Source organism: Microbacterium sp. MYb64 (assembly GCF_002979495.1).
Classification (GTDB): Bacteria; Actinomycetota; Actinomycetes; order Actinomycetales; family Microbacteriaceae; genus Microbacterium; species Microbacterium azadirachtae_A.
Map to the genome: position 1 here is coordinate 146,036 of NZ_PCOW01000007.1, position 24,981 is coordinate 171,016.

Genomic DNA, 24,981 nt, shown 5'->3' on the forward strand with positions numbered 1-24,981 from the left:
GGGGAAAGCGGCGCGGTAGACTCCGTAGACCGTGAGCACGCCGACCCTCTCCGCCGAACAGGAAGAACTGTTCCGGCTGATCGAGGACACCCGCGAGCACGTGTTCATCACCGGCCGCGCCGGCACGGGCAAGTCGACTCTGCTGCAGCACTTCGCCTACAACACGCGGAAGCAGATCGCCGTCTGCGCGCCGACCGGCGTCGCGGCGCTCAACGTCGAGGGGCAGACGATCCACTCGCTGTTCCGGCTGCCGATCGGCCTCATCGCCGACAGCGAGATCGACCAGTCGGATGCCACCCGCAAGATCCTGAACGCGATCGACACGCTCGTGATCGACGAGGTGTCGATGGTCAACGCGGATCTGATGGACGCGATCGACCGGTCGCTGCGTCAGGCGCGAGGACGCAGGGCCGAGGCGTTCGGCGGCGTGCAGGTCGTGATGTTCGGGGATCCGTATCAGCTGGCCCCCGTGCCGCCGCGCGGCGACGAGCTGCGGTACATCCAGGACCACTACCGCTCGTTCTGGTTCTTCGACGCGAAGGTCTGGACCGGGGGCGAGGCCACCGACGGGCTGCTGGACATCGGCACGCACGGTGCGACGCTGCACGTGCGAGAGCTCGTGCATATCCACCGGCAGTCCGACGCCGGGTTCAAGGCGATGCTGAACGCCGTACGCTACGGGCGCGTGACCGCGGAGATCGCCGGCGCCCTCAACGATGCGGGAGCGCGGACGCCGCCGGATCCGGCCCCGGGCGAGATCCCCATGATCACGCTCGCGACGCGCAACGACATCGTGAACGGCATCAACGCCCGCCATCTCGCGGCCCTGCCCGGCAAGGTGCAGAAGGCCAGGGCGGACATCTCCGGCGACTTCGGCAGGGGTGACGCCAACTACCCGGCGGACCAGGAGCTGCAGCTCAAGGAGGGCGCGCAGGTGATGTTCCTGCGCAACGACATCTCCGCGATGCCGGATCCGCCGCGCTGGGTGAACGGCACGATCGGGACGGTCGTGCGGATCCTCGGCGACGCCGTGCGCGTGGAGATCGACGGCGAGGAGGTCGACGTCGAGCCGGCGGTCTGGGAGCGCTACCGCTACATCTACAACCCCGGCACGAAGACGCTCTCGCGCGAGGTGGTCGCCGAGTTCACCCAGTTCCCGCTGCGACTGGCATGGGCGGTCACGATCCACAAGTCCCAGGGCAAGACGTACGAGCGGGCGGTCGTGGATCTCGGATCCGGGGCGTTCGCCCCGGGGCAGACCTACGTCGCGCTGTCGCGGCTGACCTCGATCGACGGGCTGTATCTCTCCCGCCCGCTGCGCCCCCGCGACATCCGCGTCGACGAGGACGTGCGCCGCTTCATGCGGGCCGCGTGGGAGGCGCGTCAGGGCGATTCCACGCCACAGCTGCCGTAGCGTCGCTGATGGACGGGCGGGATCCGCCTCGTCGAAGGGGGCAGCCATGACCGATCGACCACCGACCCGCGGTCGCGTCGTCGCCGCGATCGTCATCGTGATCGGCGTGCTGGCCGCCGTGCTGCTGGTCTGGCCCCAGGCGTTCGGTGCGCAGCGCCTCTTCGGCGTCGCGCAGCTCATCGCGTTCCGTGTGCCACTCGCGCTCGGGCTCGCACTGGTCGCGTTCGTGGTCGGATCCATCGTCCTGCTGCTGCGCCGCCGCGCGGCACGCGTGCGGCGCGTGCTCGTGGTGTTCGCGATCATCGTGGCGCTCGCCGCGGGCGGGGACCTTGCCGTGCTCCTGGCCCGTGGACAGGCCCAGACCGGGACCGCCAGGCTGCGCGATGGCGATCTCACCGTGCTCGTCTGGAACACGCAGGGCGGCGCGACCGCGCCCGCCCAGGTCGCCGAGCTCGTGCTCGCCGTCCGCGCCGACGTGGTCAGCCTGCCCGAGATGGACGACACCGCCGCCGCGGAGGTCGCGAGGCGGGTGGGCGCCGGCGGCATCCGCATGACGGCGGCCACGACCAGAGCCGTCGCGGAGACGTCGACCCCGTCATGGATCCCGACCTCGCTGCTCGTCGCCGATCGCCTGGGCGCCTATCGTCTCGACGCCTCCGCGGGCACGACCAGAGGGCTGCCGAGCGGCGTCTGGCGTCCGGTCGACGGGACGGGGCCGACGATCATCGCCGCCCACCCCGCCGCGCCGCTGACCGACGGCATGGACGACTGGCGCGCGGGGCTCGACTGGGTGCGCGCCCAGTGCCGCTCGCCGCATCCGGACCTGATCCTCGCCGGCGATCTCAACGCCACCGTCGACCACCTGGACCTCGGCGGATGCCGGGATGCGGCGGTCGAGGCGCGCGCAGCGGCGACGGGAACGTGGCCGTCCACGGTCCCGGCCTGGTTCGCGGCGCCGATCGATCATGTTCTCGTCGGCCCGGCATGGGTCGTCCGCGAAGTGCGGGTGGTCGACGCGACGGGCGGCACCGACCATCGTGCGCTCGTCGCGGTGCTGGCGGCGAAGGGCTGAGGCGATCGACTCAGCCGCGGGCCGTGACGTGCACGGCGAGGATCTCGGCGATCTCGTGGAGGTCGAGGCGGCTCTGGGCGGTCCCGAGGACGAGGCCGAACGCGGTGTCGGTGTCCATGTCGATCCGGATGCCGTTGAGCTCGAGAAACGTCAGCGTGAGGATCCAGGAGAACCGCTTGTTGCCGTCGTAGAGCGGATGGTTCTGCGCGAGAGAAGACATCAGCGCGGCGGCCTTCACCTCGATCTCGGGGTACGCCTCGACGCCGAACATCGAGCTCGCCGGACGGGAGAGAGCGGAGGACAGCAGCCCGATATCGCGGATCTTCAGGCCCAGCGCGTCGAGGACTCCCACGGCCTGAGGGAGCTCGACGTATCGGATCACGCGTCCTCGAGCTTCGTGATCAGCTCGGCGTAGCGGTCGGCGACGCCGAGCGCGATCGATACGGCCTCCGTGGTCGTGACCTCCTCGCGCACGAACCTGTCGGCCGCCTCGATGAGCAGCGCGTGCTTGGAGGTGTGCCGCTGTGCCGCGAGCTCGTTCAGCTGCGCGTCCAGCTCCGCCGGGATCCGCACCGTCATTGCCATACCAGAATGGTATCATCGGCCGCTTGCCCCGGCCTTCTCGCCCGGTTCCGACTACCCGTTCCGCTCCGCGCACGGTCCTGGGATCCTGGTGCGATGACACCGCTCCACGGTTCGGCGGAGGGGCGCCCCGCAGCGGACGGGCGCCCCGTTGCGGCGGGCGCGTCCGGAGCACCGAGCCTGCGCGCGGCGCTGATCGGCATCGGGATCCTGATGGCCGCCCTCTGCCTGGTCGAGCTCGCGATCCCCTCCCGGTCGAGAGGGCTCGGCGGATCGCTCCTCGACGGCGCATTGGTCGCGATCTTCACCGTCACGGGCCTGGCCGCGTGGCACCGTCGTCCGCACAACGCCACCGGGCGGCTGATGCTGCTCGCGGCACTGGCCCTCTGGGCGTCCGGGACGTACGACGACAGCATCCCGGCCCTGCGCGTCCTGGGCACGCTGACCTCCAGCCTCCCGCTCGCGCTGCTGCTGCACCTGCTGCTCGCGTTCCCGTCGGGCCGGCTGGGGAGCAGAGCCGCCCGCGCGATCGTTGCGGTCTCCTATCTCGTCTCCGTGGCGCCGCAGATCGTCGTCGTCCTGCGGCCTGGCGCCACCGAGGTCGCCTGGACCCTGCAGGCCGCGGTGGGGATGGCCGCGCTGGCGGCGACGGTCGTCCTCTGGGGTGTTCGGCTCTCGCGGATGCCCGCGCTCCCGCGCCGCCAGCTGCTGCCGTTCATCGGCTACGGGTGCGCGGCCATCGCCGTGATCGGCGTGACGGTCGTGGTGCTGCACGTCGACCCGCGCCCCGGGGCGCAGCAGGCGGCCACCGTCGTCCAGCTCCTGATGCTGGGCGGCCTTCCCGTGGCCTTCCTCGTGGGGCTGACGTTCGGCGCGTTCGGCCATGCCGGCGAGGTCGCGGAGGTGGCTGCGGGCGTCTCGGCGGCATCCGTGGAGCCTGCGCTCCTCGATGCGCTCGCGGTCAGGGCGCTCGGGGATCCCAGCGCCCGCGTCCTGTGGGCATCGGAGGCGGCGGATCCCGCTCGGTTCGTCGACAGCGCGGGGCAGGCGCTCGCCGTGCCTCCTGAGCGCGGCTGGTGGCCGATCGGCCCGCCCGAGGCGCCCGCGGGCGGGCTCCTGTACGACCGCGAGCTGATCGCGGACCGCGGCCTGGTCGCGACCGTGAGCGCGCAGCTGGGACTCGCGATGGAGAAGCAGCGGCTGATCGTCGAGCTGCGCTCCGCGGTGCAGCAGCTGCACGTGGCCGCGGAGGAGCTGCAGACCTCCCGGCGCCGGATCGTCGTGGCCGCGGATACCGAACGCCGGCGCATCGCGCAGGATCTCCACGACGGCGCCCAGCAGCGGATCGTCCTGGTCGGCATCGACGTGCAGCGGATGGCGCGGCAGGCCGACGACCCCTCGTTCGTCCGGTCGGAGGCGGCGCGGATCGCGGAGCGCTGCGGATCCCTCCTCGACGAGCTGCGCAGCCTCGTCGAAGGGCTCATGCCGAGCCGGCTCAAGGACCACGGCCTGGAGGCCGCCGTCGCCGCGCTCGCCGATCAGATCCGGATCCCGGTGCGGATCGAGGTCGCAGCTCCCCTCGGCCGCATGGCCGCCGAAGTCGAATCGACGGGCTACTTCGTGATCGCGGAGGCCCTGACGAACGCCGTGAAGCACGCGGGCTCCCGGGAGATCGTCGTGGTCCTGACCGTCTCGGACGGCCGCCTGCGGATCGCCGTGAGCGACGACGGGAAGGGCCCGGCCGGGGCGGTCCCGGGATTCGGCATGCGCAGTCTCAGAGACCGGGTCGAGACCCTGGGCGGGACGATGACGCTCGAGCCGGCGAGGGACGGCGGGACGACGTTGCGCGCGCAGCTGCCTCTCGGGGAGCGGGCGGACCTCACCGGTCCAGGAAGCGCATCACCGCCAGGACCCGGCGATGGTCGTCGGGATCCGGAGGCAGGTCGAGAGACACGAAGATGAGCGCGATGCTCCGTGCGATCGCCTTCTCCGTCACGAAGAGCTCGCGGGCGATCCGCGCGTTGCTGTAGCCCTGCGCCATCAGCTGCAGCACCTCCAGACGCCGCGGAGTGAGCTGGGCGATGCCGCCGTCCTTGTGGTCGCGGACCTCGCGGCGCACCATCGAGGAGATGACGTCCGAGTCGATGCTCGAGCCGCCGGCCGCGACCCGCTGCACGGAATCGAGGAAGTCCTCGAGATTGAGGATGCGGCGCTTCAGCAGATAGCCGATGCCGTTCGCGCCGTCCGCCAGCAGCTCCATCGCACCGGTGGCGTCCACGTACTGGGAGAGCACGACGACGGCGGTCCCTGGGAACTCCTGACGGATCCGCTTCGCCGCCCGCAGGCCGTCGTCGGTGAAGTCCGGGGGCATCCGGATGTCGGTGAGCACGAGGTCGGGGCGATAGGCGCCGACCTTGCCGACCAGGTCCTCGGCGTCTCCGGCCGTCGCGACGATCTCGTGGCCCTCGTCCGCGAGGATGCGGGAGATGCCCTCCCGCAGCAGGAACTCGTCCTCGGCGATGACGACGCGCATACGTGCTCCTGCCTGACGGTGTGCGAACTCCCGGCGGTGACCCGACAGTACCGCGCGAGAACCGCCGCCCACACCCTTCCGGGGTGGACGGCGGTTCGGATGCTGCAGGCGTCGGCGGTTCGACGGATCAGTTGACCGGCTTGATGTCGACGATCTTCGGCAGGTTGGCCTTCTCCTGCTCGGTCAGCGCGCGCTCGGCGCTGTCGTAGAGCACGTCGGCGTCCGCCCGCGGGATGTCGAAGTGCACGCCGGACAGCTTCCAGGTGGTCTTGCCGAGCTTCACCGTGAAGTCGCCGGTCACCCGCTCGGTCAGCACCCGGGACCACATGTTGAAGTTCTTGTAGGCGCCCACCTGGTACGGCTGGACCTTGGTCTCCTCCTTGGTGTTGGACCACGTGCCGCCGTACTTGTGGGTCAGGCCGGCCTCCAGGATCCCGTTGATGGTCAGCTTGGCCGACCCGGTGGTCTCCACCGATGAGGTCGTGCCGGCCGAGACCTTGGTGGTGACGCTTCCCTCACGCGCCTTCTCCGTGTTGTTCGCGCCCCCGGCGACGAGGCGGATCTGGGCCTTGCCCTCCTCCTTCGTGACGGGCGTGAACGTGCACGACGCCAAGCCGGAGATGCAGGTCTGGTTGAGCAGCTCGGCCTGTCGCTGGGCGTCCGAAGCCGGCACCGTGATCTCGGAGAAGTCCTTCTCAGAGATGGTCAGCTGTCCGGAGAGGCCCTGATTGTGGATGGTGAAGGCGTCACCGGCGTCGGTGCGGATGCTCGTGCCGCTGACGGCGTCGACCACGAGCGAGACCTGGAAGGCGGCGATCCGTTCGGACCCGTTGCCCAGGGCCTCGCGATAGTTGAACGTGAGGGTGGTCTCGCCGCGCTTGAGGAGGTAGTAGACCTTCTCGTAGTGGTAGGACTGCCCCGGCGCGATCTTCGTGCCGGTCGGCGCGTAGCCGTCCCGGTCGCCCGCGCCGTCGATCCCCTGCAGCTCGAGGGTGTGCTTGGTCGTGTTGACGATGTCGAACCCGCGGGTGACGTCGGCGGTGGCGGCCGCGGCCCGCGGTGTCGCGGCGGTCGCCGGTGCCGCGGTGATGGCGCCGACCGCGATCGAGCCGAGCACGGTGGCGCCGATCAGCCCGGCTCCGACGAGGCGATGAGTCGTGGTGTTCATGGTGTTCGTTCTCCTCCTGCCCGTGAGGGCGTCTGTGAAATCCCGACCTGGGAAGTTCTTCTTCCTGAAGGCTAGAAATCACCGGTGCGCGGGCCGATGGCGGTACCACCACAGCGATGTGGTGCCTGCACCACATCGCTCGGGGCAGCGCCTGGTCGCTCCCGGGCCTGCGGGGGTCGGTCGCGCCGGTTCCGGCAGGTCGGCCAGGCGGGGTCTGACAGGTCGGCCGGGGTGGATCCTCCTCCCCAAGCGCCCGATCCGAGGAGTTGTGCACAGTTCTGGAAATCCCTTGTGATCGGGGGTTCGAATGTCGGTGGCTCGGTGTTGGATCGAGGTATGACATCGACCACGGCGCACGTACTGGAGCAGCTCGACAAGCTGCTCCAAGCGGTGTGCGCGTCGGAGGAGATCGAGGCGCAGCTCGAGACGCTTTCAGCGGCCGACCTGACCGACGTGCTGCAGGCGGCGGGGCGCGTGCAGCGCCGGCTCGACGCGATCATCACGACGGCCACCGGTGCCGTTGATGAGCGTGATGGCCGCCCGGCGGATGATCGTGTCTCGCCGCGTGCGGGCTGCAGGGATGCGACCGAGCTGCTGCGGCGCGCTCTGCGGGTCGACGTAGGCGCCGCGCGACGGTTCGTGCACGCGGCTCGGCTCATCCACCGCGACCGGGCGCTGTCCACGGGGGAGCTGCTCCCGTCTGAGTTCGAAGAGCTCGGCGCGACGCTGCGGGACGGGGTCGTGTCGGTGTCGGGGCTCCTTGCGGCGACGACGCCGCTGGCGAAGAGCGGCAACCGGATCGGGGGCGAGGAACGGGCGGCGATCGATCGGCTGCTGGCGGACATGGCCCGTGGGCGGGATCTTCCTGACGCGCAGGGGCGCCCGGGCCCGGCGCCGACGACCGACGAGTTGGCAGACTTCGCGGCGGCACTCGCGCTCGCGGTGGATCCCGACGGCAAGGAACCCGATGACGCAACGGCGAACCGACGTCGGGGGTTCACGCTGGGGCGGCTGAGGGACGGCGTGGTGCCGGTGTCGGGTGGGCTGCTGCCCGAGGTCGCGGGCGCGGTGCAGCGTCTGATCGACGCGCTGAACAACCCGGCCGCATCCGATGCGCCGCCGCCGGCGGCGGGACGGGTGGCGTTCGCGCCAGAAGACGGGGCGGATCAGGGGTCGAGTGATCGGCCGGACGCGCATGCGCAGCCGGATCCTCCTGACGACCGGACGCCGGCGCAGAAGCGGCATGATGCGTTCGCGATGATCGTGAACGTCGCCGCCGCCTCTGAGGGGTTTCCCGAGCTGGGCGGCGCCGCGCCGACCCTCGTCGTCTCGGTGACCGCCGAGGACTACGCGCGCGGCGCGGGGCGGTCGCACATCGAGGGTACGGAATGGGACACCTCGATCGGGGTGGCCCGCCACACGGCCTGCGCGGGCGGGATCCAGCGGGTGCTGTTCGACGATCGGGGGCAGATCGTGTCCATCGGCACCAGTGCCCGGCTGTTCAACGCTGTGCAGCGCCGAGCGATCGTGCTCCGCGATCGGGAATGCGTGATCCCGGGCTGCCGGATCCCGGCGACGTGGTGCGAGATCCACCACGTCCGCGAATGGGCGCAGGGCGGAACGACGCACACGAGCAACGGCGTCGCGCTCTGCTGGCATCACCATCGCACGCTGGAATCGTCGGGGTGGCGGATTCGGATGGGTGGCGGGGCCCCTGAGATCCGCGGACCGCACTGGTGGGACCCCTACGGCGGTTGGCATCGACCGCGATCCCGCGGCGGGACCCCGTTCGACCGTCGCCGGATCATGGCCGGCGCCTCCGCGCCGCCCGGAAGCGGCGGGTGAGATCTCCACCCGTCCACCCGCGGATCTCCACCCGTGGGCGGTGCCGGCGGATCCGGGATCCGAGGAGCATCGAGGACATGAACCTCTCGCTCCTCTCCAACGTCCTGCTGATCCTCGTCGCCGTCGGCGTGATCGCCGTGCGGCAGATGACCTGGCGGCCCGTGCTCGGCGGCCGCGACTGGATGCTGCCCGCGATCATCGCGGTGATCGGAGTGGTGCTGCCGCTGCAGACGCTGAGCGGGCAGGTGATCGGGGTGATGGACGTGGTCGCCCTCGTGGTCGAGCTCGTCGTGGCCTTCGCGCTCGGCTCGGTCATGGGCGCGATGGCGCACATCCGCCGCATCGCCCGTCCCGCCGGCTACCAGCCCGCCGGGGGGCTCTCCGACCGGGCCGCTGCGCAGGCGGCCGCCGAGTTCGAGACCCGCACCGGACCATGGGGGCTCGCGCTCTGGGTCGTGCTCATCGGCGTCCGGGTCGGCCTCATGTTCGGCTTCGAGCAGCTCGGCTCGCACATCGGAGTCGCAACCGGACTCATCCTCATCGTGCTCGCCGCGAACCGTGCGGCGCGGGTGCTCGTGCTGCACCGCCGGGTGGACGCGCTGCGCCGCGCGAGCGCGCAGAGCGGATCCGCGCGCATCATTGTTCCGTGAGCCGAATCCCGCTGCGCATCCAGCCGATGACGCGCTGGAGCGCCGCCGTCAACACCGTGGGCCTGCTCGCGGTCGGCTGGGTGCTGTGGCGCGTCGCGCCGGAGACCGCGCCATGGGTGGTCTGGCTGTTCGGCGCCGGGCTCGCCGCGTGGGCCGTGCGCATGATGCTCGCGGTGCGGATCGCCGCAGACAGCGGAGACCTGGCGCCGCAGCCCGACTGGGAAGCCGTGCCGGCTGGTCGACCCGCCGCGGGAAGTCGCGGTGCACAGGCCTGGGCGGCCGCCATCCTGCTGGCCGTGATGGGGATCGCCGGTTCGCTCACGGCGGTCCCGACGCAGGGGCTCGGTACGGCCCTTCTCGTCGTGGCGATGATCATGCTCACGGGCGACCCCGCGGTGCCGTCGGGTCTCTGGCTCCCGGCGGCGATCCTGGGCGCGCTGGGCGTCACGGCCGGGGCGCTGCTCACCGCGGCGGGATTCGCCGGTTCGGTCACCCCGTCGGCGCTCGGGCTGATCACCATCCTCGCGGCCCTCGCGCTCGCCGTGTTCGTGGGTCTGGGGCGACGGGCGCAACGCGTGCTGCTGGCGGAGCGGGAGCGCGCGAGCGCCGAGGCGCTGCGGGCGCAGGCCGCGGCCCACCGCATCGCGATCGCGCGCGACCTGCACGACGTGCTCGCGCACAGCCTGGGCGGCCTCGTGGTGCAGCTGGATGCGGTCGAGGCCCTGCTCGACGCGGGCGACACCGAGAAGGCCGCCGCGCGGGTGGCGGTGGCGCGCGGTCTCGCGGTCGAGGGGCTGGGCGAGGCCCGCGAGGCGGTGCGGGCGCTGCGCGAACCGGAGCCGGAGCGCGGATCAGGATCCGCGGATCCGGTCCCGCCGGCCGTGGTCGAATCGCGCATCCGGGCGCTGATCGCTGCGGAGCAGGGCGTCCGGCTCGGCGTCACCGGCTTCTCGCGTCCCGTGTCCGCTGCGCTCGCCGAGGCGCTGGTCCGCGCGGTGCAGGAGGGGCTCAGCAACGCGCGCAAGCACGCGCCCGGCGCCGCGGTGCAGGTCGGCCTCGTCTGGCATCCTGACCGTGTGGAGTGCACGATCGAGAACCCGGTCTCCGCGGCGCCGGCGCAGGACCGCGCTCTCGCCGCGACCGGGGGCGGCTACGGGCTGCGCGGCGTGCGCGAGCGCTTCGCGGTGCTCGGCGGAACCGTCCAGGCGGGTGTGGAGCCTGGCGCCTCGCAAGGACAGGAGCGCGACGCCGACCGCTTCGTGCTGCGGGCGGAGGCCCCGGCATGACCGCACGGATCCGCATCGTGCTCGCCGATGACCAGGCGATCATCCGCGACGGGCTGGAGACGGTGCTGAACCTCGTCGAGGACTTCGAGGTCGTCGGCACCGCCGCGGACGGGGCCGAGGCCGTCGCGCTCATCGCCGCGGAGCACCCCGATGTCGCCCTCATGGATCTGCGGATGCCGGTGCTCGACGGCGCGGCCGCCACGCGGCGGGTCACCGCGGAGACGCCGGAGACCGCGGTGCTGGTGCTCACGACCTTCGCCGACGACGCCGACATCGTCGCCGCGCTGCGCGCGGGCGCGCGCGGGTACCTCACCAAGGACGCGGGGCGCGCGGAGCTCGCCGCCGCGATCCGCGCCGTCGCCGCCGGGCAGTCCACGTTCTCCGCGCCGGTGCGCGACGTGCTGCTGGGCCGAATCGGAGCCCCGGAACCGGCGGAGGACGCGGCCGAGCCCGAGGCGCCCGGCACACCCGGCACGGAGCCCGGAACGGCCGCCGACGCGGCCGCGGATGCGGATCCCGCCTCGGCGAACGCTCTGGCTGTGCGTTTCCCCGCACTCACCGCGAGGGAGCGCGAGGTCTACGCCCTCATCCTGCAGGGGCGCTCGAACGGCGAGATCGCCCAGGCGCTCTACGTCGGGGTCGCCACCGTGAAGACGCACGTCAACGCGGTCTTCGCCAAGCTCGGTGTGCGCGACCGCGCGCAGGCGATCGCGAAGGGGCTGGGACGCGCCTGAGCCGTCGTGCGCTCGCCGATCCGAACATCACGATCTCCACCCGAAATCAGGGATCATCCTTCGGGATGACGGCGCCCTGAGAAGGGCCGCTTACAATCGTGAGGAATGTCAGGGGGGCGAATGAGTGGGATCACACGGCGTCGAGTGGGGGCGCTGGTCGCCGGTGTCGTTGCGGCGACGCTGGCGCTGAGCGGCTGCTCGGGCAGCGCGCAGGCCCCGTCGTACACCCCGAAGCCGCAGGTGCAGGGCGAGCTGCCGTCCGAGATGAAGGACGAGATCAAGGCCGCGGTCACGCGTGCCATGGCGCAGAGCGGTTCGAGCGGCGCGATCGTGGGCGTATGGGCCCCGTGGGGCGGCTCCTACGTCACCGGCCTCGGCACGGTGTCCGTCGAGGACAAGACGCCGGTGAGCACCGACATGTCGTTCCGCATCGGCGACGTCACCCGGCTGATGACGTGCGACGTGCTGTACGCGATGGCCGACGCGGACAAGATCAAGCTCGACGCGTCGATCACCGAATACGTCTCCGGAGTGCCGGATCTGCAGGACGTCACCCTCCTCGACCTGTGCAACGGAACCGGCGGGATCGGGTCGTCTCAGGCGACGGCGATGCCGATGCTGCTGAACAACCCCGCGCGCCAGTGGGATCCGAAGGAGCTCGCGTCGTACGGCCTCGCGCAGAACCGCACCCCTCCGCATACCGGCTACCGCGATTCCGACGCGGGCTACCTGCTGCTCGGTCAGGCGCTCGAGCGCGCCTCGGGCCAGACCGCCGCACAGCTCATCCGGCAGTACGTGACCGCCCCGCTCGGGCTGAACTCGACGTCGCTGCCGGGACCCGGCGCCGCGGCGCCCACTCCGTCGCCCGCTCTGGACGGGTCCTACCTGGCCCAGATCGACGGCGCCTACCAGTGCGCGAAGCCCTCCGACATCACGGTGAGCTCGTCGAGCAACGGCTACACCGACTCGGGAGTGGTCTCCACGATCGAGGATCTCGGCCGGTACGTGCAGGCCGAGGCCGCGCAGGCGCTGCGCCTGAAGAAGACGCCGAAGCGCTTCGGGGCACCGCTCCCGATCGCCGACGGCGCACCGAGCTGGTACCAGACCACGGGCGGGGCCAAGCTGGTCGGATCCATGATCGGCCAGCACGGCGGCACGCCCGGCTACCTGACGGCGGCCTACTCGGATCCTGCGACCGGATTCACCGTCGCCGTGGTGCTGAACGACTCCACGGCCGGCGAGGCGTTCATCGGCGACCTCGCGTTCGAACTCGCCGCGATCGCCTCCAAGGCGCCCGCCGGCAAGGGCGGGACCGCACCGGAGTTCGCGCTGCCGTTCACCGCGGGCGACTACGCTAAGGCGGTCGACGGCGCGGCCATCTGCCCGCTGCCGCAGGGCTGACCGGTCCGCTCGACGCCTCCCCGCGCTTCGGCAGGGCCTGCAGGCCGACGTACGCGCACGACCCGAGGAGCAGCCATGGCGATCGTCGACAACGGCATCTATGTGGACGGCGTCCGCACCGACACCCCGCACACGCTGGACGAGACGTTCCAGCTCATGCATGCCCGCGAGGGCATGGGCTGGATCGGCCTGTACCGCCCCAGCGAGGAGGAGGTGCGACAGGTCGCCGCGGAGTTCGGGCTGCACGAGCTCGCGGTCGAGGACGCGCTGACCGGGCATCAGCGCTCCAAGCTCGAGCGCTACGGGGAAACTCTCTTCATCGTCCTGCGCCCCGCCCGCTACCTCGATGTCGCGGAGGAGGTCGAGTTCGGGGAGCTGCACGTGTTCGTGGGCCCCAACTTCGTCGTCACCATCCGGCACGCCGAGACCCCGAGCCTGAGCCGGGTCCGCGGACGGATGGAGCACGATCCTGAGCTGCTCGCCCGGGGTCCGGAGGCCGTGCTCTATGCGATCCTCGACGAGCTCGTCGACGAGTACTCGCCGGTGCTCGCGGGCCTCGAGAACGACATCGACGAGATCGAGGCGCAGCTATTCCTCGAGGAGTCCGACGTGACCCAGCGCATCTACGAGCTCTCCAGCGAGGTGATCGACTTCCAGAAGGCGACCCAGCCGCTGCAGCCGATGCTGGAGAACCTGCTGCGCGGATCCGCGAAGTACGCCGTCGACCTGGAGCTGCAGCGCTATCTGCGCGACGTGCTGGACCACATCCTGACCCTGTCCGAGCGCGTCTCGACGTTCCGCGCGAATCTCGACAACGCGCTCACCGTGGAGGCGACCATCGTCGCCCGGCGACAGAACGAGGAGATGCGCCGGATGACGGAGGAGAGCATCCGTCAGGGCGAAGAGGTCAAGAAGATCTCCAGTTGGGCGGCCATCTTCTTCGCTCCGACGATCGTGGCCGGCATCTACGGCATGAACTTCGAGGTGATGCCGGAGCTGAAATGGGCCGCCGGCTATCCGATGGCGATCGGCCTCATGGTCGGCGGCGCGTTCGTGCTCTACCTGGTGTTCAAGAAGCGCGGCTGGCTGTAGGCGGCGTCAGCGTCCGAAGCCCGTCAGCGCGATCACCGTGAGGGCGGTGGCGGTGACCAGGATCCACAGGATCGCGCCGAGCGCGAGCGGTCGCCAGCCGGCGCGGCGCAGCGCGGCGACGTCGGTGGACAGCCCGATGCCGGCCATCGCCGTGGCGATGAGGAAGCCGCTCGCGTGCACCATGGCCTCACGCGGGCCCGCCGGGATCACCCCGAGGGATCCGATCACCGCGACGGCGAGGAAGCCGACGAGGAACCAGGGGACGAGCCCGATCGCGCCGCGCAGCGTCATCCGTCGCCCCTCGGCGGAACGGCGCGACTCGATCACGGAGAGCCCGATCGAGATCGGGATGATCATGAGGGTGCGCACGAGCTTGACCACGACCGCATAGCCGAGTGCCGCCGCGCCGAAGACCCCGGCCGCCGCGACGACCGAGCTGGTGTCGTTCACGGCGGTGCCGGCGAGCAGCCCGAAGGTGTGCGGATCCATGCCCAGCGCGTGGCCGAGCAGCGGGAAGAGCACCACGGCGAGGATGTTGAAGACGAAGATCGTCGACACCGCGTAGGAGACCTCGGCGCTCAGCGCCCCGATCACGGGCGAGACCGCCGCGATCGCGGAGGCGCCGCAGATCCCCGTGCCCACGCCGATCAGGGTGCGCAGCCGCTGCGGCACGCGCAGGGCCCGGCCGATGACCCACGTGCCGAGCAGGCACACGGCGAGGGTCGACAGCATCACCGGCAGCGACTCCGCCCCCACGCGCAGGATCGCGTCGAGCGAGAGCTGCGCCCCCAGGAGCACCACCGCCACCTGCAGTAGGAACTTCCCCGAATACTCCACCCCGGGCTGGAAGCGCGCGCCGGGGCGGCGGATCACGGCGGCCACCACGCCGATCACGATCGCGGGCAGGGCGGATCCGAGCACGGGGACGGCCGTGCCGATCAGGGTGGCGACGATCGCGATCGGCACGGTGAGCGCCAGCCCCGGCAGCACCTCCGCCCCTCGTCGAGCGAGGCGGAGCGGGAAAGTGCTGGCAGGGCGGAACATCATGGATCCAGGCTCGTCCGCCCTCGGCACGCCCGGTATCCCGCGGCACTCGATAGGGGTACAGTCATGGACTGTGGCGAATGGAGTGACAGACGGATCGATGCCGGACATCGGATCGCTCGAACTGCTGGTCGCGGTCGTGCGCACGGGCTCGATCTCGGGCGCGGCGCGGGAGACCGGGGTGACCCAGCAGTCGGCGTCCGCCCGGCTGCGCGCGGTCGAGCGCCAGCTCGGGCTGTCTCTGTTCCACCGTGCGCCCTCGGGCACGCGGCCCACGCTCGAGGGCGAGGTCGTCGCCTCCTGGGCGGACGACGTGCTGGCGGCGGCGGGACGCTTCCGCGCGGCGACCCGCACCCTGCGCGGCGAGAGCACGGCACGGCTCACGATCGCCGCGAGCCAGACCGTCTCGGCGCGCCTGCTGCCGCTGTGGCTGGTCGCGCTGCGCCGGCGGCAGGTCGAGGCAGGGCGCACCCCGACGGCCGTGCAGCTGCTGTCCGGAAACAGCACGGACGCCGAGGCCCTGGTGCGCGACGGGCAGGCCGACCTGGCGTTCATCGAGTCGTCGGAGGTGCCCGCGGATCTCGGCACCTCGACCGTGGACCACGATGAGCTCGTGCTGGTCGTCGCGCCGGAGCGGGCCTGGGGCCAGGACGGACCCGTGCCCTTCGCAGAGGCCGCGGACGAGGCGCTCGTCGCGCGCGAACAGGGCAGCGGAACCAGGCGCGCCTGGGAGGACGAGGTGCGTCGCAGGCTCGGCAGGGATGCGGCGGAGCCCGCGGTGGTGCTGCCGACCTCGGCCGCGGTGCGTTCGGCGGTCGCCGGCGGGCTGGGCGCCGCCGTGATGTCCCGCCGCGAAGCCGCCGACGACATCCGACTCGGCCGGCTGCGCGCGGTGCGGACGACCGGGGAGCCGGTGATTCGCCCGATCACGGCCCTCTGGCGCGGGAGAGCGCGGGACCTCTCCGCCGCGGGCCGGGAACTGATCGAGGTGGCCGTGGCCACCGCACGGGAACAGGCGGTGCCCTTCGTCTCGCCTTCGGCTCGCTCAGGGACCGGCCCGGCGCCATCGGCTGGCGGCCGCTCGGCGCGATAGTCTCACCTCGTACTCGGGAGGAATCGGATGCCGCCGTTCGTGCTCATCGGCCTTGCGGCCGTGATGCTGTGGTCCGTGGTCTCGCACCGCTTCGAGCGCTGGGGTGTGGCGGGTCCCGCCATGCTGCTCGTGCTGGGGGCCGCGACCACGGTCTGGAACATCGACGCCTACGGGGCGGCGATCGACTCGCCGGCCACCGAGAAGGTCGTCGAGATCATTCTCGCGATCCTGCTGTTCTCCGATGCCACAGAAGTGCGCGGCGGGATCTTCGGCGGCGAGGGCCGGGTCACCGCGCGCCTCGTGCTGATCGCCCTGCCGCTGTCTCTCATCCTCACCGCGATCGCGAGCGGCTGGCTCATGCCGGAGTCGTTCGCGGTCGTCGGCCTGATCGCCTGCGTGATCATGCCGACGGACTTCGCGCCCGCGACCCGGCTCCTGCGCTCGAAGCTGCTGCCAGAACGCATCCGGGCGATCCTGAACGTGGAGAGCGGCTACAACGACGGTCTCGTCTCGCCCATCTTCGGCATGGCGCTCCCGATCGCCGTCGTGCTCTCGCCGATCGTCCGTCAGTTCATCGCGACGGGATCCGACACGCTCACGATCGACGACGAGGATTTCGGGCACAACTTCGACAAGTTCTTAGAGGCGTTCCTCAATGCGGTCCCGGCCACGGCCGTGGCCGTGGCGATCGGCGTGGTGCTCGGAGGCCTGGTCGGATTGGCCCTCCGCGCCGCCCGCCGTCGGGGGATCGCGGACGAGGGCGGGGCGCGCTTCGCGATGGTGCTGCTGCCGCTCATCGCCTACGGCATCGCGACGATCCATGACCTCGAGGCGAACGGCTTCGTGGCGGCGTTCGTGGCGGGGCTCATCTACCGCGTCACCCGCACGCGCGGTATGGAGGAGCGCGTGATCCCGCATGCCGAACTGCTTCTCGTGGAGGAGGTCGGCACCCTCACCGCGAACTTCGTCTGGTTCATGCTCGGCGGCGCGGCCCTCATCGTCTTCACGACGCCCTTCGACTGGCAGGTGCTGGTGCTCGTCCTGCTCGCCCTCACGGTGCTGCGCCTCGGGCCGGTGTACCTGTCGCTCCTGCGCAGCACGGTGTCGCGCGCCGACCGCGTGAAGATCGGCCTGCTCGGTCCGCGTGGCACCGCCACGATCGTGTTCGGCCTGCTCGCGTACAACGCGCTCCCCGACGAGGATGGCAACCTCGTGCTCACGATCATGGTCGTCACCGTGGTCGGTAGCATTCTGCTGCACGGCGTCGCCGCGCCGTTCGCCCTGCGTGCGCTCGAGAAGAAGCGCACGGTTCCGGCCTGACCGGCACGGCGGGCTCGTCAGCCGAGTCCGCGGAGGCCGAAGACCTGCACGTAACCGACGACGGCGACGCCCACGGCGATCAGACTCAGGACGATGCCCATGACGGCCCAGCGCCGGCGGCTGTCGCGGAGGATGGCCACAGCGCTCAGGATGATCGCGACGATGGCGAGGACCCCGACCACGATCCCGCCGAGCAGTGTCGTGCTGAGCAGAGCCATGCCCATCGACGGCACGATGAAGAGCGCCACGGTGAGGATCGCGACGGCACAGGCCGCGGCTCCGAAGATGAACCCCGCGGTCGCCATGCGCGAGGGCCGGGCGGATGCTGTCTTCGACATCAGTGCTCCCCGCCGCGTCCCGTGATGGTCTGCACGAGCGCCAGGTACTCCTTCGGCGTGGCGTGCGGAAGGTAGGCCTCGCCGATCGCGAGCCCGATGTTCGCGAGCTGCGCGGGATCCGCGTAGGCCATGTGGATGGTCTCGTAGCGCGGGTTGAACTTGCTCTTGAACCGGAACAACGACGTGAAGCCGTACGCCGGCTCCAGCATCCGGCCGAGCCACTCCAGCAGCCGGCTCATGACCGTCGGGTCCCCGGGATCCTCCCCGGGCTTGGTGGCGAGCGGGGCGCCGGAGAGGCTCATGACCTGAGCGCCCTGCTCCTTCATGTGCAGGGCCGCCGACGCGATGACGAACTCCATGATGCCGGGCATGGATCCGTCGCCTCGGCGCATGAAGTCGATGGTCCAGCCGGTGACCCTGCCGTCGGTCCAGCTCGGCAGCCAGCTGGTCGTGGCCTCGATCCCGCCGTCCTTGTTGATCGCGAGGAAGATCCCGACCTCCGGATCCTTGAGCTCGTCCATCCCGCCGAGCGTGAAGCCCATCTCGGGGAGCTTCTTGTTCGCGACCCATTCCTCGCTGACGGCCTCGATCTCGGCGGTGTACTGCGCCGGAAGCGCGTCCCAGGTCGACCACAGCGTGGTGATGCCCTCGCGCTGGCCGCGGTTCAGCGGCTGGCGGATCTTTTGCCACGGCTTGCCGGCCAGCTCGAGTCCGGGGAGGTCGAGCACCGTCTCCTCGCCCACGGACATGTGCTGCCACCCGAAGGACTGGAAGATCGGCAGGTACTTCTCGTGGAAGCTGTAGAAGCACGCCGACCAGCCCTGCGCCTCGCAGTACGCGACGAATCCCTCGACCGTCTTGCGCTCGGCCCCTTCGACACAGACCGGATCCGACATCGTCAGCGCCACGCCCTTGATCACGCGGTAGGCGACCGCTCCCCGCCCGTCGTCGGTGAACCAGTAGGCGTTGCCGGGCCACGTGCCCATGAAGCCGAGGGTGCCGCCGCCTCCTTCGCGCAGGAGCGTGCGGAAGCGCGCCTCCTCCGTGGTGTCGCGCTGCACCCGGGTGGCCCGGTAGAGCTGGATCGTCGCGAACACGAACACGGCCCAGAAGGCGACGCCCGCCCACTGGTAGACGAACAGCGCCGGGCCGTCGAGCGGAATCGCGTCCAGGGTCACATCGGGCAGGAATCCAGCCGGCACGAACGGCCGCAGCACGTCGCCCAGCAGCGCGGCGATCTCCGGCGGTCCCGCCAGGTAGTCGTCGCCGTCGACGAGACCCGTCACGACGTATCCGGCGGCGAACACCGCGAACGCCCCCACGACGACGACCGCGAAGCGGACGGCGGCACGACGCGGAGCGGCCACCCGGAAGCGGCGCCGGGTGAGGAGCAGGAGCGCGACGAGAGCCAGAGGCACGCAGGTCGCGAGCACGATGGCGATCATGAACTCGGGGCCCACGACGTCGCGCACACCTGCATCGAGCAGGTCGGTGAAGCCCAGCACGGTGCCGGTCAGCACCGCGACCGCGAGGTTCGAGACGATCGCGAGGATCCAGGCCGCGCGCCGGCCGGTGCGCAGACCCCAGGCGGCGAGCAGCGCGAGCAGCAACGGCACGAGGCTGATCAGGAACGGCCCTGGCCCGCCCGTCAGCACGGCGTCGGCCTGCTTGATGCACTCCGCGGTGAAATCCTGCGCGCACTCGGGGGAGACCTCGCCGGTCGTGTCGGGGGCGAAGCCGGACACGACGAGGCCCAGGGGGGAATCCAGTGAGTCGGAGATCAGCACGATGAGCGGACCCAGCCCGACCGCGGCCACGATCGCGGCGACGAGGGTGCGCACCTCGCGGTACGAGCTGCGATGCCAGGAGCCGCGCGGGGTGTCCCGTGCCAGCAGGATGCCGGCGAGCAGGCCGAGCACCGCGGCGATGAGCCGGAAGACGCTGTTGCTGTCAGCGGCGTAGAGGGCGAACATCAGGAGCAGCGTGAAGCCGATGACCCTGATCCGGCGGCGCCACAGCGCGGGCGCCAGTGCCGTCGCCGCCATGATCGTGCCGATGAGGCCGATCGACGGATCCGTGACGAGGTCGATGCTCTTCGACAGCCCCCAGTCCGCGCCCCAGGCCGCGGTGAGCGTCTGCAGGCCGAGGCCGAGCAGTATCGCGACAACGCCCGTGACGATGAACACGCCCACGGCGCGCCAGGTCCCGAGCCGGCGCTCGGCGTAGGCGCCCACCGTGAGCACGAGCGCGAGGACGAGGATCCCGGCGATCAGCGAGTCCGGGATGAGCAGCGCGGTGAGCGGGGTCCACCAGTAGCGGAGGTCGCCCGTGGTCACGACCCCCGCGGCGAACTCCTGCGGGAAGCGCCCCCAGAAGGTGCCGAAGCCGAGACCCGTGCCGAGCACGATCAGGGCGAGCGCGACGCTGAAGGGGTTGGCGCGCAGGTACGCGACGAATGCGCCCTCCTTCCTCGGCGTCGGGGGAGTGCCCGGCGTCTCCGCGGTGGCGGTGCTGGCGGACGGGGCGGCATCGGATGCGGTCATGCGCTGCTTTCTCTGCGAGAGGCGTGGTCGCGGGATCGGAAGGGAACAGTCAAGGCGCGAGCCCGAAGCGTTTGTACAGCAGCTCCATCGCGAACGGGATGCCGCCCTCGAGGGCCGAGGCGAGGTGATCGGCTCCCGGCACCTGGTAGAAGGTCGTCGTGAAGCCGGCGGCCTCGGCCTGCTTCTTGTTCATCTCTACCCCGGGGAGGAAGGCCGCGTCCTTCTCGCCGACCGTGAAGATGGCGAGGTGGCCGGCGAACTTCCCCGCGTTCTCCGCGATCCCTCCGGTCGCCTTGTTCGCTTCGAAGGCGGCCTTGTCGCCGTTGAAGATGGTCTTCACCGCGCCGTCGATCCACTCGATCCCCGGGAACTCGTCGGAGGAGATGCCGACCACGTTGCCCCAGATGCCGGGATGATGGGTCGCCCAGGTGAAGGCGCAGGCCCCGCCGTTCGAGTAGCCCATGATCGTCCAGGCCGAGTGGTCCAGGATGACGTTGAGGTTCTTCTCCGCATAGGCGGGGATGTCGGTGTTGAAGTAGGTCGAGACGCTGCCGTACCTCTTCGAATCGGCGCACACCGGATCCTGGTTCGCGTTGCCGAGCTGGTCGGCGACGATCACGATCGGTGCGAGGCCCTTGTTGGCCTTCGCCATCTTGTCGAGCACGGGGACGATGAACGTCGGCTCGGGATTGCCGGGGTAGCCCATCATCATGACGACGAGGGGGAGCCGCGGCGGGTGGTCGGTACGGGCCGCCGGCGGCAGATAGATCGTCGCAGGGCGGGGCTTGAAGTCGCCCGACGACCTGATCGCGTCCTTTCCGCTCAGCAGAGCGACCTCTCCGGTCTCCGGCATGTCGGCAGGGGGCGTCCAGGACTCGTAGAGCGGGCCGCTGGGCGTCTCGGTCGGCGCCGGCTTGGGCAGTCCATCGATCTGGTCCTCGGTCGAGATCCCGAACATCGACCCCACGGTCTTGTTGATCCCGAACGCGGCGTTGACGCCGAGGGTCGTGGACAGCAGCGCGAGGATCACCACCAGCACCGCGACGATCTTTCGCCATGCCCGGCGCTCCCACAGCGACACGATCCCGATCAGCGTCCCCGCGAAGCCGGCCGGCACCCAGAAGGTGCACGCGAACGGCAGCTGTCCGCCGAACGCGTCCGTCGCATTCGCCCAGAGCACCAGCGCGACGCCGCCGCCGATTCCGAGCGCCAGGGCGCCGATGACGCGCCACAGCCAGGCCGGGGTCGGGCGGCGGATCAGCAGCACGAGGACGCCGACGATCGTCAGGCCCCAGACCGAGAGCGGGAGCGGTCCGTCGATGATGCCGAGTTTGAAGAACCAGGTCATCGAGGGCTCCTTGTCGGTGGGCCGGCATGTCGGGGGCGAGGCACGAGCGACTATAGTCCTCAGCGTTCGCGCACCCCGGTGGCGCTCTACGTGATGAGGAGATCCCATGGACCAGTCGGAGCGGCTCGAGGCCGCCATCGCACTCGCACAGCATCGCGGGTTCGTGTTCCCCTCGGGGGACATCTACGGCGGCACCCGTTCGGCCTGGGACTACGGCCCCTACGGGGTTGCCCTTAAGGAGAACATCAAGCGCCAGTGGTGGAAGACGTTCGTGCAGCGCCGCGGCGACATGGTCGGGCTGGACTCGGCGATCATCCTTCCCACCGCGGTCTGGGAGTCGTCCGGGCACCTCAAGGTCTTCAGCGACCCGCTCACGGAGTCGCTCGTGACGCACAAGCGCTACCGCGCCGACCACCTGTTCGAGGCCTATGAGGAGAAGCACGGGCACCCGCCGGAGAACGGTCTCGCCGACATCCCGGATCCGGAGCATCCGGACAAGGTCGGGCAGTGGACGGAGATCAAGATGTTCTCCGGGATGATCAAGACCTACCTCGGCGTCGTCGACGACGAATCCGGCCGGCACTACCTGCGTCCGGAGACCGCCCAGGGCATCTTCACCGACTTCAAGGCCGTGCAGCAGACCATGCGCCGCAAGCCCCCGTTCGGCATCGGGCAGATCGGCAAGGCGTTCCGCAACGAGATCACGCCGGGCAACTTCATCTTCCGCACGCGCGAGTTCGAGCAGATGGAGATCGAGTTCTTCGTCCAGCCCGGCACCGACGAGGAATGGCAGCAGACCTGGATGGATCTCTGCTGGAAGTGGTTCATCGGCCTGGGCGTCGACCCCGAGAACATCCGCTGGTTCGAGCACCCGAAGGACAAGCTCGCGCACTACTCGAAGCGCACCGTGGACATCGAGTACCGGTTCGGCTTCGTCGGGTCCGAGTGGGGCGAGCTGATGGGCGTCGCCAACAGGACGGACTACGACCTCTCCGTGCACCAGGAGAAGTCCGGCAAGGACCTGTCCTACTTCGACCCCGCGACCAACGAGAAGTACATCCCGTACGTGATCGAGCCCTCCTTCGGCCTCACCCGTGCGCTGATGGCGTTCCTCGTCGACGCCTATCACGTCGAGGAGACCACCACCGCCGACGGCAAGACCGACAGCCGCACGGTCCTGAGGCTCGACCCGCGCCTGGCGCCGTTCAAGATCGCCGTGCTGCCGCTGTCCCGCAACGAGCGTCTGGTGCCCACGGCGAAGGAGGTCGCCGACCTGCTCCGAGAGCACTGGGACGTCGACTACGACGACGCCCAGGCGATCGGCCGCCGCTACCGCCGCCAGGACGAGGTCGGCACGCCGTACTGCGTGACGGTGGACTTCGATTCCCTCGAGGACCAGGCCGTGACGGTGCGCGACCGCGACACGATGCAGCAGGTGCGCATCCCGATCGACCAGCTGGTCTCGCACTTCGCGGGGCTGCTCGTCGGGGTCTGAGCCGGCGCATGCGCCGCAGGGCGCGCCCGCGGATCGCCGGGGTCGTGGCGGGCATCGTGCTCGCCACGGCCCTCGGCGGGTGCGCCTCCGCCTCCGCACCGCCGGTGACGCCCGCCCCGAGCAGCACCGCGGGGAAGCTCCTTGTGGCGGTCGGCAACTCCTTCGTTGGCGGATCCGCGATGGACTCGGGCACCGCCCGACGCTGGCCGGGGCTGGTCGCGATGCGGCTCGGCATGCGGCTGGACGTGATCTCCGCCGGGTCGTCGGGATATGCGGATCCGGGGGACGCCGGGCTCACCTATCGCGACCTCGTGCGCGAGATCCCCTCCGACGCGGACGTGGTGGTCATCATGGGCAGCGACGACGATGCCCCGTACCCGCCGGATGAGATCGAGCGCGAGGCGCGGGTCGCCCTCGGCGAGGCGGTCGTGCGCGCCCCGCACGCGCAGATCATCGTGACGAGCACGCCCTGGGTCGAGAAGGATCCGGACATCGGGATCGAGAACACGAGGGATGCGGTCAAGGCCGCCGCGTCCGAGCTCGGACTGGAGTACATCGACGGGCTGGGAACCTGGCTCGTGACCGGCCCTCCGGGGCAGATCGGCGCCGACGGGCTTCACCCGACCGACCTCGGCCACGCCCGGCTCGCGGACGCCCTGGTGGGCCCGATCCGTGCGGCCGCCGAGCGCGCCCAAGGATGAGCCGCGGGGCGGCTCCCGCGCCCGGACTCAGATCCCGAGCCGGGGCAGCTGCCAGTCGAAGACGACGGCCAGCAGGCGCAGCAGGAACGCGACCAGGAAGCCGGCGAGCAGCGCGAGTCCTCGTGCCCGCGTCCACCGCAGCAGCATCCCCGTGGTGAGCGCTCCGGCCAGCGCCGCCGTGCCGTAGACGCTCTGCGACAGCACGAACGGGACCCGGTTCAGGAGCACGTCGCGCACCAGGCCGCCGCCCGTGGCCGTCATCGTGCCGAGGGCGGCGACCACCCAGAGGTTGGCGCCGCGGGCTGCCGCCTTCTCCGCGCCTCCGACCGCGAACAGGGCGAGGCCCACGGCGTCCGCCGCGGCGAGGGCGAGAGCGGGGATCTCGTCGATCGTGGCGAGCACTCCGAAGGTGACGAGTGACGCTCCGAGGGCGACGATGATCCGGATCCGCGACGAGAACGCGGCAGGGGGGAGGTCGCCGAGCAGCACATCGCGGAGGATGCCGCCGGCGAGCGCCACGATGAAGCCCACCACGAGCACGCCCAGCAGATCCAGCCCGGCGTGCGCGGCCGCCGCCGCTCCTTCGATGGCGAACAGGCCCGTCGCCACGATGTCGACGGCGTCGAAGAGGCGAGCGCTGACGGCAGGACGGTGCGTCGCGGAGAACGGAGGCGCAGTGGTCTTCACGAGGACATCTCAGCACCCCGCGGCGGGACGGCGCCGAATCGTCGCGGCGCGGCGGATCCGGCGCTGCGGCCGGAGAAGAGGAACAGCCCCCGGGCAGGTGCCGGGGGCTGTTCGGTGGAGCGAGTGGCAGGAGTTGAACACTGCATCTTCGACCGGGAAGGCCAACATTCTGACGTTGAACTACACTCGCGGGGCGTCCCCTTGCGGCGACTGCGAAAAACATAGCACCGCAGTGCTCCGAGCGCACCGGTCTCCTACGGTGAAACCCGTAGTCGCGACGGGGCGGGCAGGCCGAGCCTCTCGGAGGGCCGGGCTCCGGCGCAGCGGGATCCGGTCGCTGATACGGGCAAACACGTACCCGCTCCTGCCGCCCGAACCCCGAGAATCCGCGCTTGCCGGGCCGCCGGCGGAAGGGGGTCTCCGCGTGCCTCTAGGGTCTGCGGCATGGGACAGACCGGGGCGAGGGGGACCAGTGCGTGGGGGCGCCGGACGTTCTTGGGGGCGTCCGGGCTGGCACTGGGGGCCCTGCTGACGTCATGCGAGGCGACGCCGGAGCCGGTCCGCCCCGCGGGCGCCCTAAGCGTCGAGCCCGGCCCCGACGGCATCCTCCTGGACTACGTCGAGTCGCGCGACGG

The 24,981-nt window shown here is 70.9% G+C and carries 22 protein-coding genes and 1 tRNA gene; 13 read left to right on the top strand and 10 right to left on the bottom strand.

All coding sequences use genetic code 11. The features are described 5' to 3' along the window. Positions 1-31 precede the first annotated feature (31 nt). Positions 32-1,414 carry an ATP-dependent RecD-like DNA helicase gene (locus tag CQ044_RS08955; protein ID WP_105688139.1) on the top strand — a complete coding sequence of 461 codons (1,383 nt, stop codon included), beginning with the start codon at positions 32-34 and terminating at the stop codon, positions 1,412-1,414. Between the two features lie 46 nt (positions 1,415-1,460). Next, positions 1,461-2,486: an endonuclease/exonuclease/phosphatase family protein gene (locus CQ044_RS08960; RefSeq protein ID WP_105688140.1), complete on the top strand. Its 1,026-nt coding sequence runs from the start codon at positions 1,461-1,463 to the stop codon at positions 2,484-2,486. Positions 2,487-2,496: 10 nt separating this feature from the next. Here CQ044_RS08960 and CQ044_RS08965 read toward each other — a convergent pair whose 3' ends face one another. Beyond that, the gene (locus CQ044_RS08965) at positions 2,497-2,868 is read right to left on the bottom strand and encodes a type II toxin-antitoxin system death-on-curing family toxin (RefSeq protein WP_219844943.1); all 372 of its coding nucleotides are present in this window, start codon (positions 2,866-2,868) and stop codon (positions 2,497-2,499) included. Continuing rightward, on the bottom strand, positions 2,865-3,071 hold the full coding sequence (locus CQ044_RS08970) for a ribbon-helix-helix protein, CopG family (protein WP_105688141.1): 207 nt from the start codon (positions 3,069-3,071) through the stop codon (positions 2,865-2,867). The genes CQ044_RS08965 and CQ044_RS08970 overlap by 4 nt, the downstream gene beginning before the upstream one ends. 93 nt (positions 3,072-3,164) lie before the next feature. On the opposite strand from CQ044_RS08970, the gene CQ044_RS08975 reads away from it, so the two are divergent. Further along, a complete protein-coding gene (locus tag CQ044_RS08975) occupies positions 3,165-5,030 on the top strand; it encodes a sensor histidine kinase (RefSeq protein WP_181158247.1) in 1,866 nt (621 codons plus the stop codon). On the opposite strand, the gene CQ044_RS08980 is transcribed toward CQ044_RS08975, so the two are convergent. Beyond that, the gene (locus CQ044_RS08980; protein ID WP_105688143.1) at positions 4,948-5,601 is read right to left on the bottom strand and encodes a response regulator transcription factor; all 654 of its coding nucleotides are present in this window, start codon (positions 5,599-5,601) and stop codon (positions 4,948-4,950) included. The genes CQ044_RS08975 and CQ044_RS08980 overlap by 83 nt on opposite strands. A gap of 127 nt (positions 5,602-5,728) precedes the next feature. After that, positions 5,729-6,769 (bottom strand): hypothetical protein, encoded by a 1,041-nt coding sequence (locus CQ044_RS08985; protein WP_105688144.1) that lies wholly within the window; start codon positions 6,767-6,769, stop codon positions 5,729-5,731. Between the two features lie 336 nt (positions 6,770-7,105). Between CQ044_RS08985 and CQ044_RS08990 the strand changes: the two genes are divergently transcribed. From CQ044_RS08990 to CQ044_RS09010, 6 genes are all read left to right on the top strand, one after another. Continuing rightward, on the top strand, positions 7,106-8,614 hold the full coding sequence (locus CQ044_RS08990) for an HNH endonuclease signature motif containing protein (RefSeq protein ID WP_181158248.1): 1,509 nt from the start codon (positions 7,106-7,108) through the stop codon (positions 8,612-8,614). Positions 8,615-8,691: 77 nt separating this feature from the next. After that, the gene (locus CQ044_RS19550; RefSeq protein ID WP_181158249.1) at positions 8,692-9,264 is read left to right on the top strand and encodes a hypothetical protein; all 573 of its coding nucleotides are present in this window, start codon (positions 8,692-8,694) and stop codon (positions 9,262-9,264) included. Continuing rightward, a complete protein-coding gene (locus CQ044_RS08995; RefSeq protein ID WP_181158250.1) occupies positions 9,261-10,550 on the top strand; it encodes a sensor histidine kinase in 1,290 nt (429 codons plus the stop codon). The genes CQ044_RS19550 and CQ044_RS08995 overlap by 4 nt, the downstream gene beginning before the upstream one ends. Continuing rightward, the gene (locus CQ044_RS09000) at positions 10,547-11,284 is read left to right on the top strand and encodes a response regulator transcription factor (protein ID WP_105688147.1); all 738 of its coding nucleotides are present in this window, start codon (positions 10,547-10,549) and stop codon (positions 11,282-11,284) included. Before CQ044_RS08995 ends, CQ044_RS09000 begins: the two co-directional genes overlap by 4 nt. Before the next feature lie 120 nt (positions 11,285-11,404). Beyond that, a complete protein-coding gene (locus CQ044_RS09005; RefSeq protein ID WP_105688148.1) occupies positions 11,405-12,685 on the top strand; it encodes a serine hydrolase in 1,281 nt (426 codons plus the stop codon). A gap of 75 nt (positions 12,686-12,760) precedes the next feature. Beyond that, positions 12,761-13,777: a magnesium and cobalt transport protein CorA gene (locus CQ044_RS09010; protein WP_105688149.1), complete on the top strand. Its 1,017-nt coding sequence runs from the start codon at positions 12,761-12,763 to the stop codon at positions 13,775-13,777. A 6-nt stretch (positions 13,778-13,783) separates the two neighbouring features. On the opposite strand, the gene CQ044_RS09015 is transcribed toward CQ044_RS09010, so the two are convergent. Next, entirely contained in the window at positions 13,784-14,824 is a 1,041-nt protein-coding gene (locus tag CQ044_RS09015; RefSeq protein ID WP_258133223.1) for a YeiH family protein, read from the bottom strand. Positions 14,825-14,921: 97 nt separating this feature from the next. On the opposite strand from CQ044_RS09015, the gene CQ044_RS09020 reads away from it, so the two are divergent. Further along, complete coding sequence (locus CQ044_RS09020; RefSeq protein WP_181158251.1) at positions 14,922-15,914, top strand: LysR family transcriptional regulator; 993 nt, start codon at positions 14,922-14,924, stop codon at positions 15,912-15,914. 27 nt (positions 15,915-15,941) lie between these two features. Continuing rightward, positions 15,942-17,234, top strand: coding sequence for a cation:proton antiporter (locus CQ044_RS09025; RefSeq protein WP_105688152.1), 1,293 nt, complete (start codon positions 15,942-15,944; stop codon positions 17,232-17,234). A gap of 17 nt (positions 17,235-17,251) precedes the next feature. Here CQ044_RS09025 and CQ044_RS09030 read toward each other — a convergent pair whose 3' ends face one another. Genes CQ044_RS09030 through CQ044_RS09040 form a run of 3 tightly spaced genes read right to left on the bottom strand, consistent with a single transcriptional unit; the run spans position 17,252 to position 21,463 of the window. Beyond that, positions 17,252-17,572, bottom strand: coding sequence for a hypothetical protein (locus CQ044_RS09030; protein ID WP_105688153.1), 321 nt, complete (start codon positions 17,570-17,572; stop codon positions 17,252-17,254). Next, positions 17,572-20,115: a bifunctional lysylphosphatidylglycerol flippase/synthetase MprF gene (locus CQ044_RS09035; RefSeq protein ID WP_105688154.1), complete on the bottom strand. Its 2,544-nt coding sequence runs from the start codon at positions 20,113-20,115 to the stop codon at positions 17,572-17,574. Before CQ044_RS09035 ends, CQ044_RS09030 begins: the two co-directional genes overlap by 1 nt. Positions 20,116-20,164: 49 nt before the next feature. Next, the gene (locus CQ044_RS09040; RefSeq protein ID WP_105688155.1) at positions 20,165-21,463 is read right to left on the bottom strand and encodes an esterase family protein; all 1,299 of its coding nucleotides are present in this window, start codon (positions 21,461-21,463) and stop codon (positions 20,165-20,167) included. A 106-nt stretch (positions 21,464-21,569) separates the two neighbouring features. Between CQ044_RS09040 and CQ044_RS09045 the strand changes: the two genes are divergently transcribed. Both CQ044_RS09045 and CQ044_RS09050 read left to right on the top strand, forming a co-directional pair. Then, positions 21,570-22,958, top strand: a complete 1,389-nt coding sequence (locus CQ044_RS09045) for a glycine--tRNA ligase (RefSeq protein ID WP_105688156.1) — start codon at positions 21,570-21,572, stop codon at positions 22,956-22,958. Between the two features lie 8 nt (positions 22,959-22,966). After that, a complete protein-coding gene (locus CQ044_RS09050; RefSeq protein ID WP_105688157.1) occupies positions 22,967-23,659 on the top strand; it encodes an SGNH/GDSL hydrolase family protein in 693 nt (230 codons plus the stop codon). A gap of 27 nt (positions 23,660-23,686) precedes the next feature. On the opposite strand, the gene CQ044_RS09055 is transcribed toward CQ044_RS09050, so the two are convergent. Then, positions 23,687-24,346, bottom strand: a complete 660-nt coding sequence (locus tag CQ044_RS09055; protein WP_105688158.1) for a trimeric intracellular cation channel family protein — start codon at positions 24,344-24,346, stop codon at positions 23,687-23,689. 115 nt (positions 24,347-24,461) lie between these two features. Next, a tRNA-Gly gene (locus tag CQ044_RS09060) sits at positions 24,462-24,536 on the bottom strand. Positions 24,537-24,981: the final 445 nt, after the last annotated feature.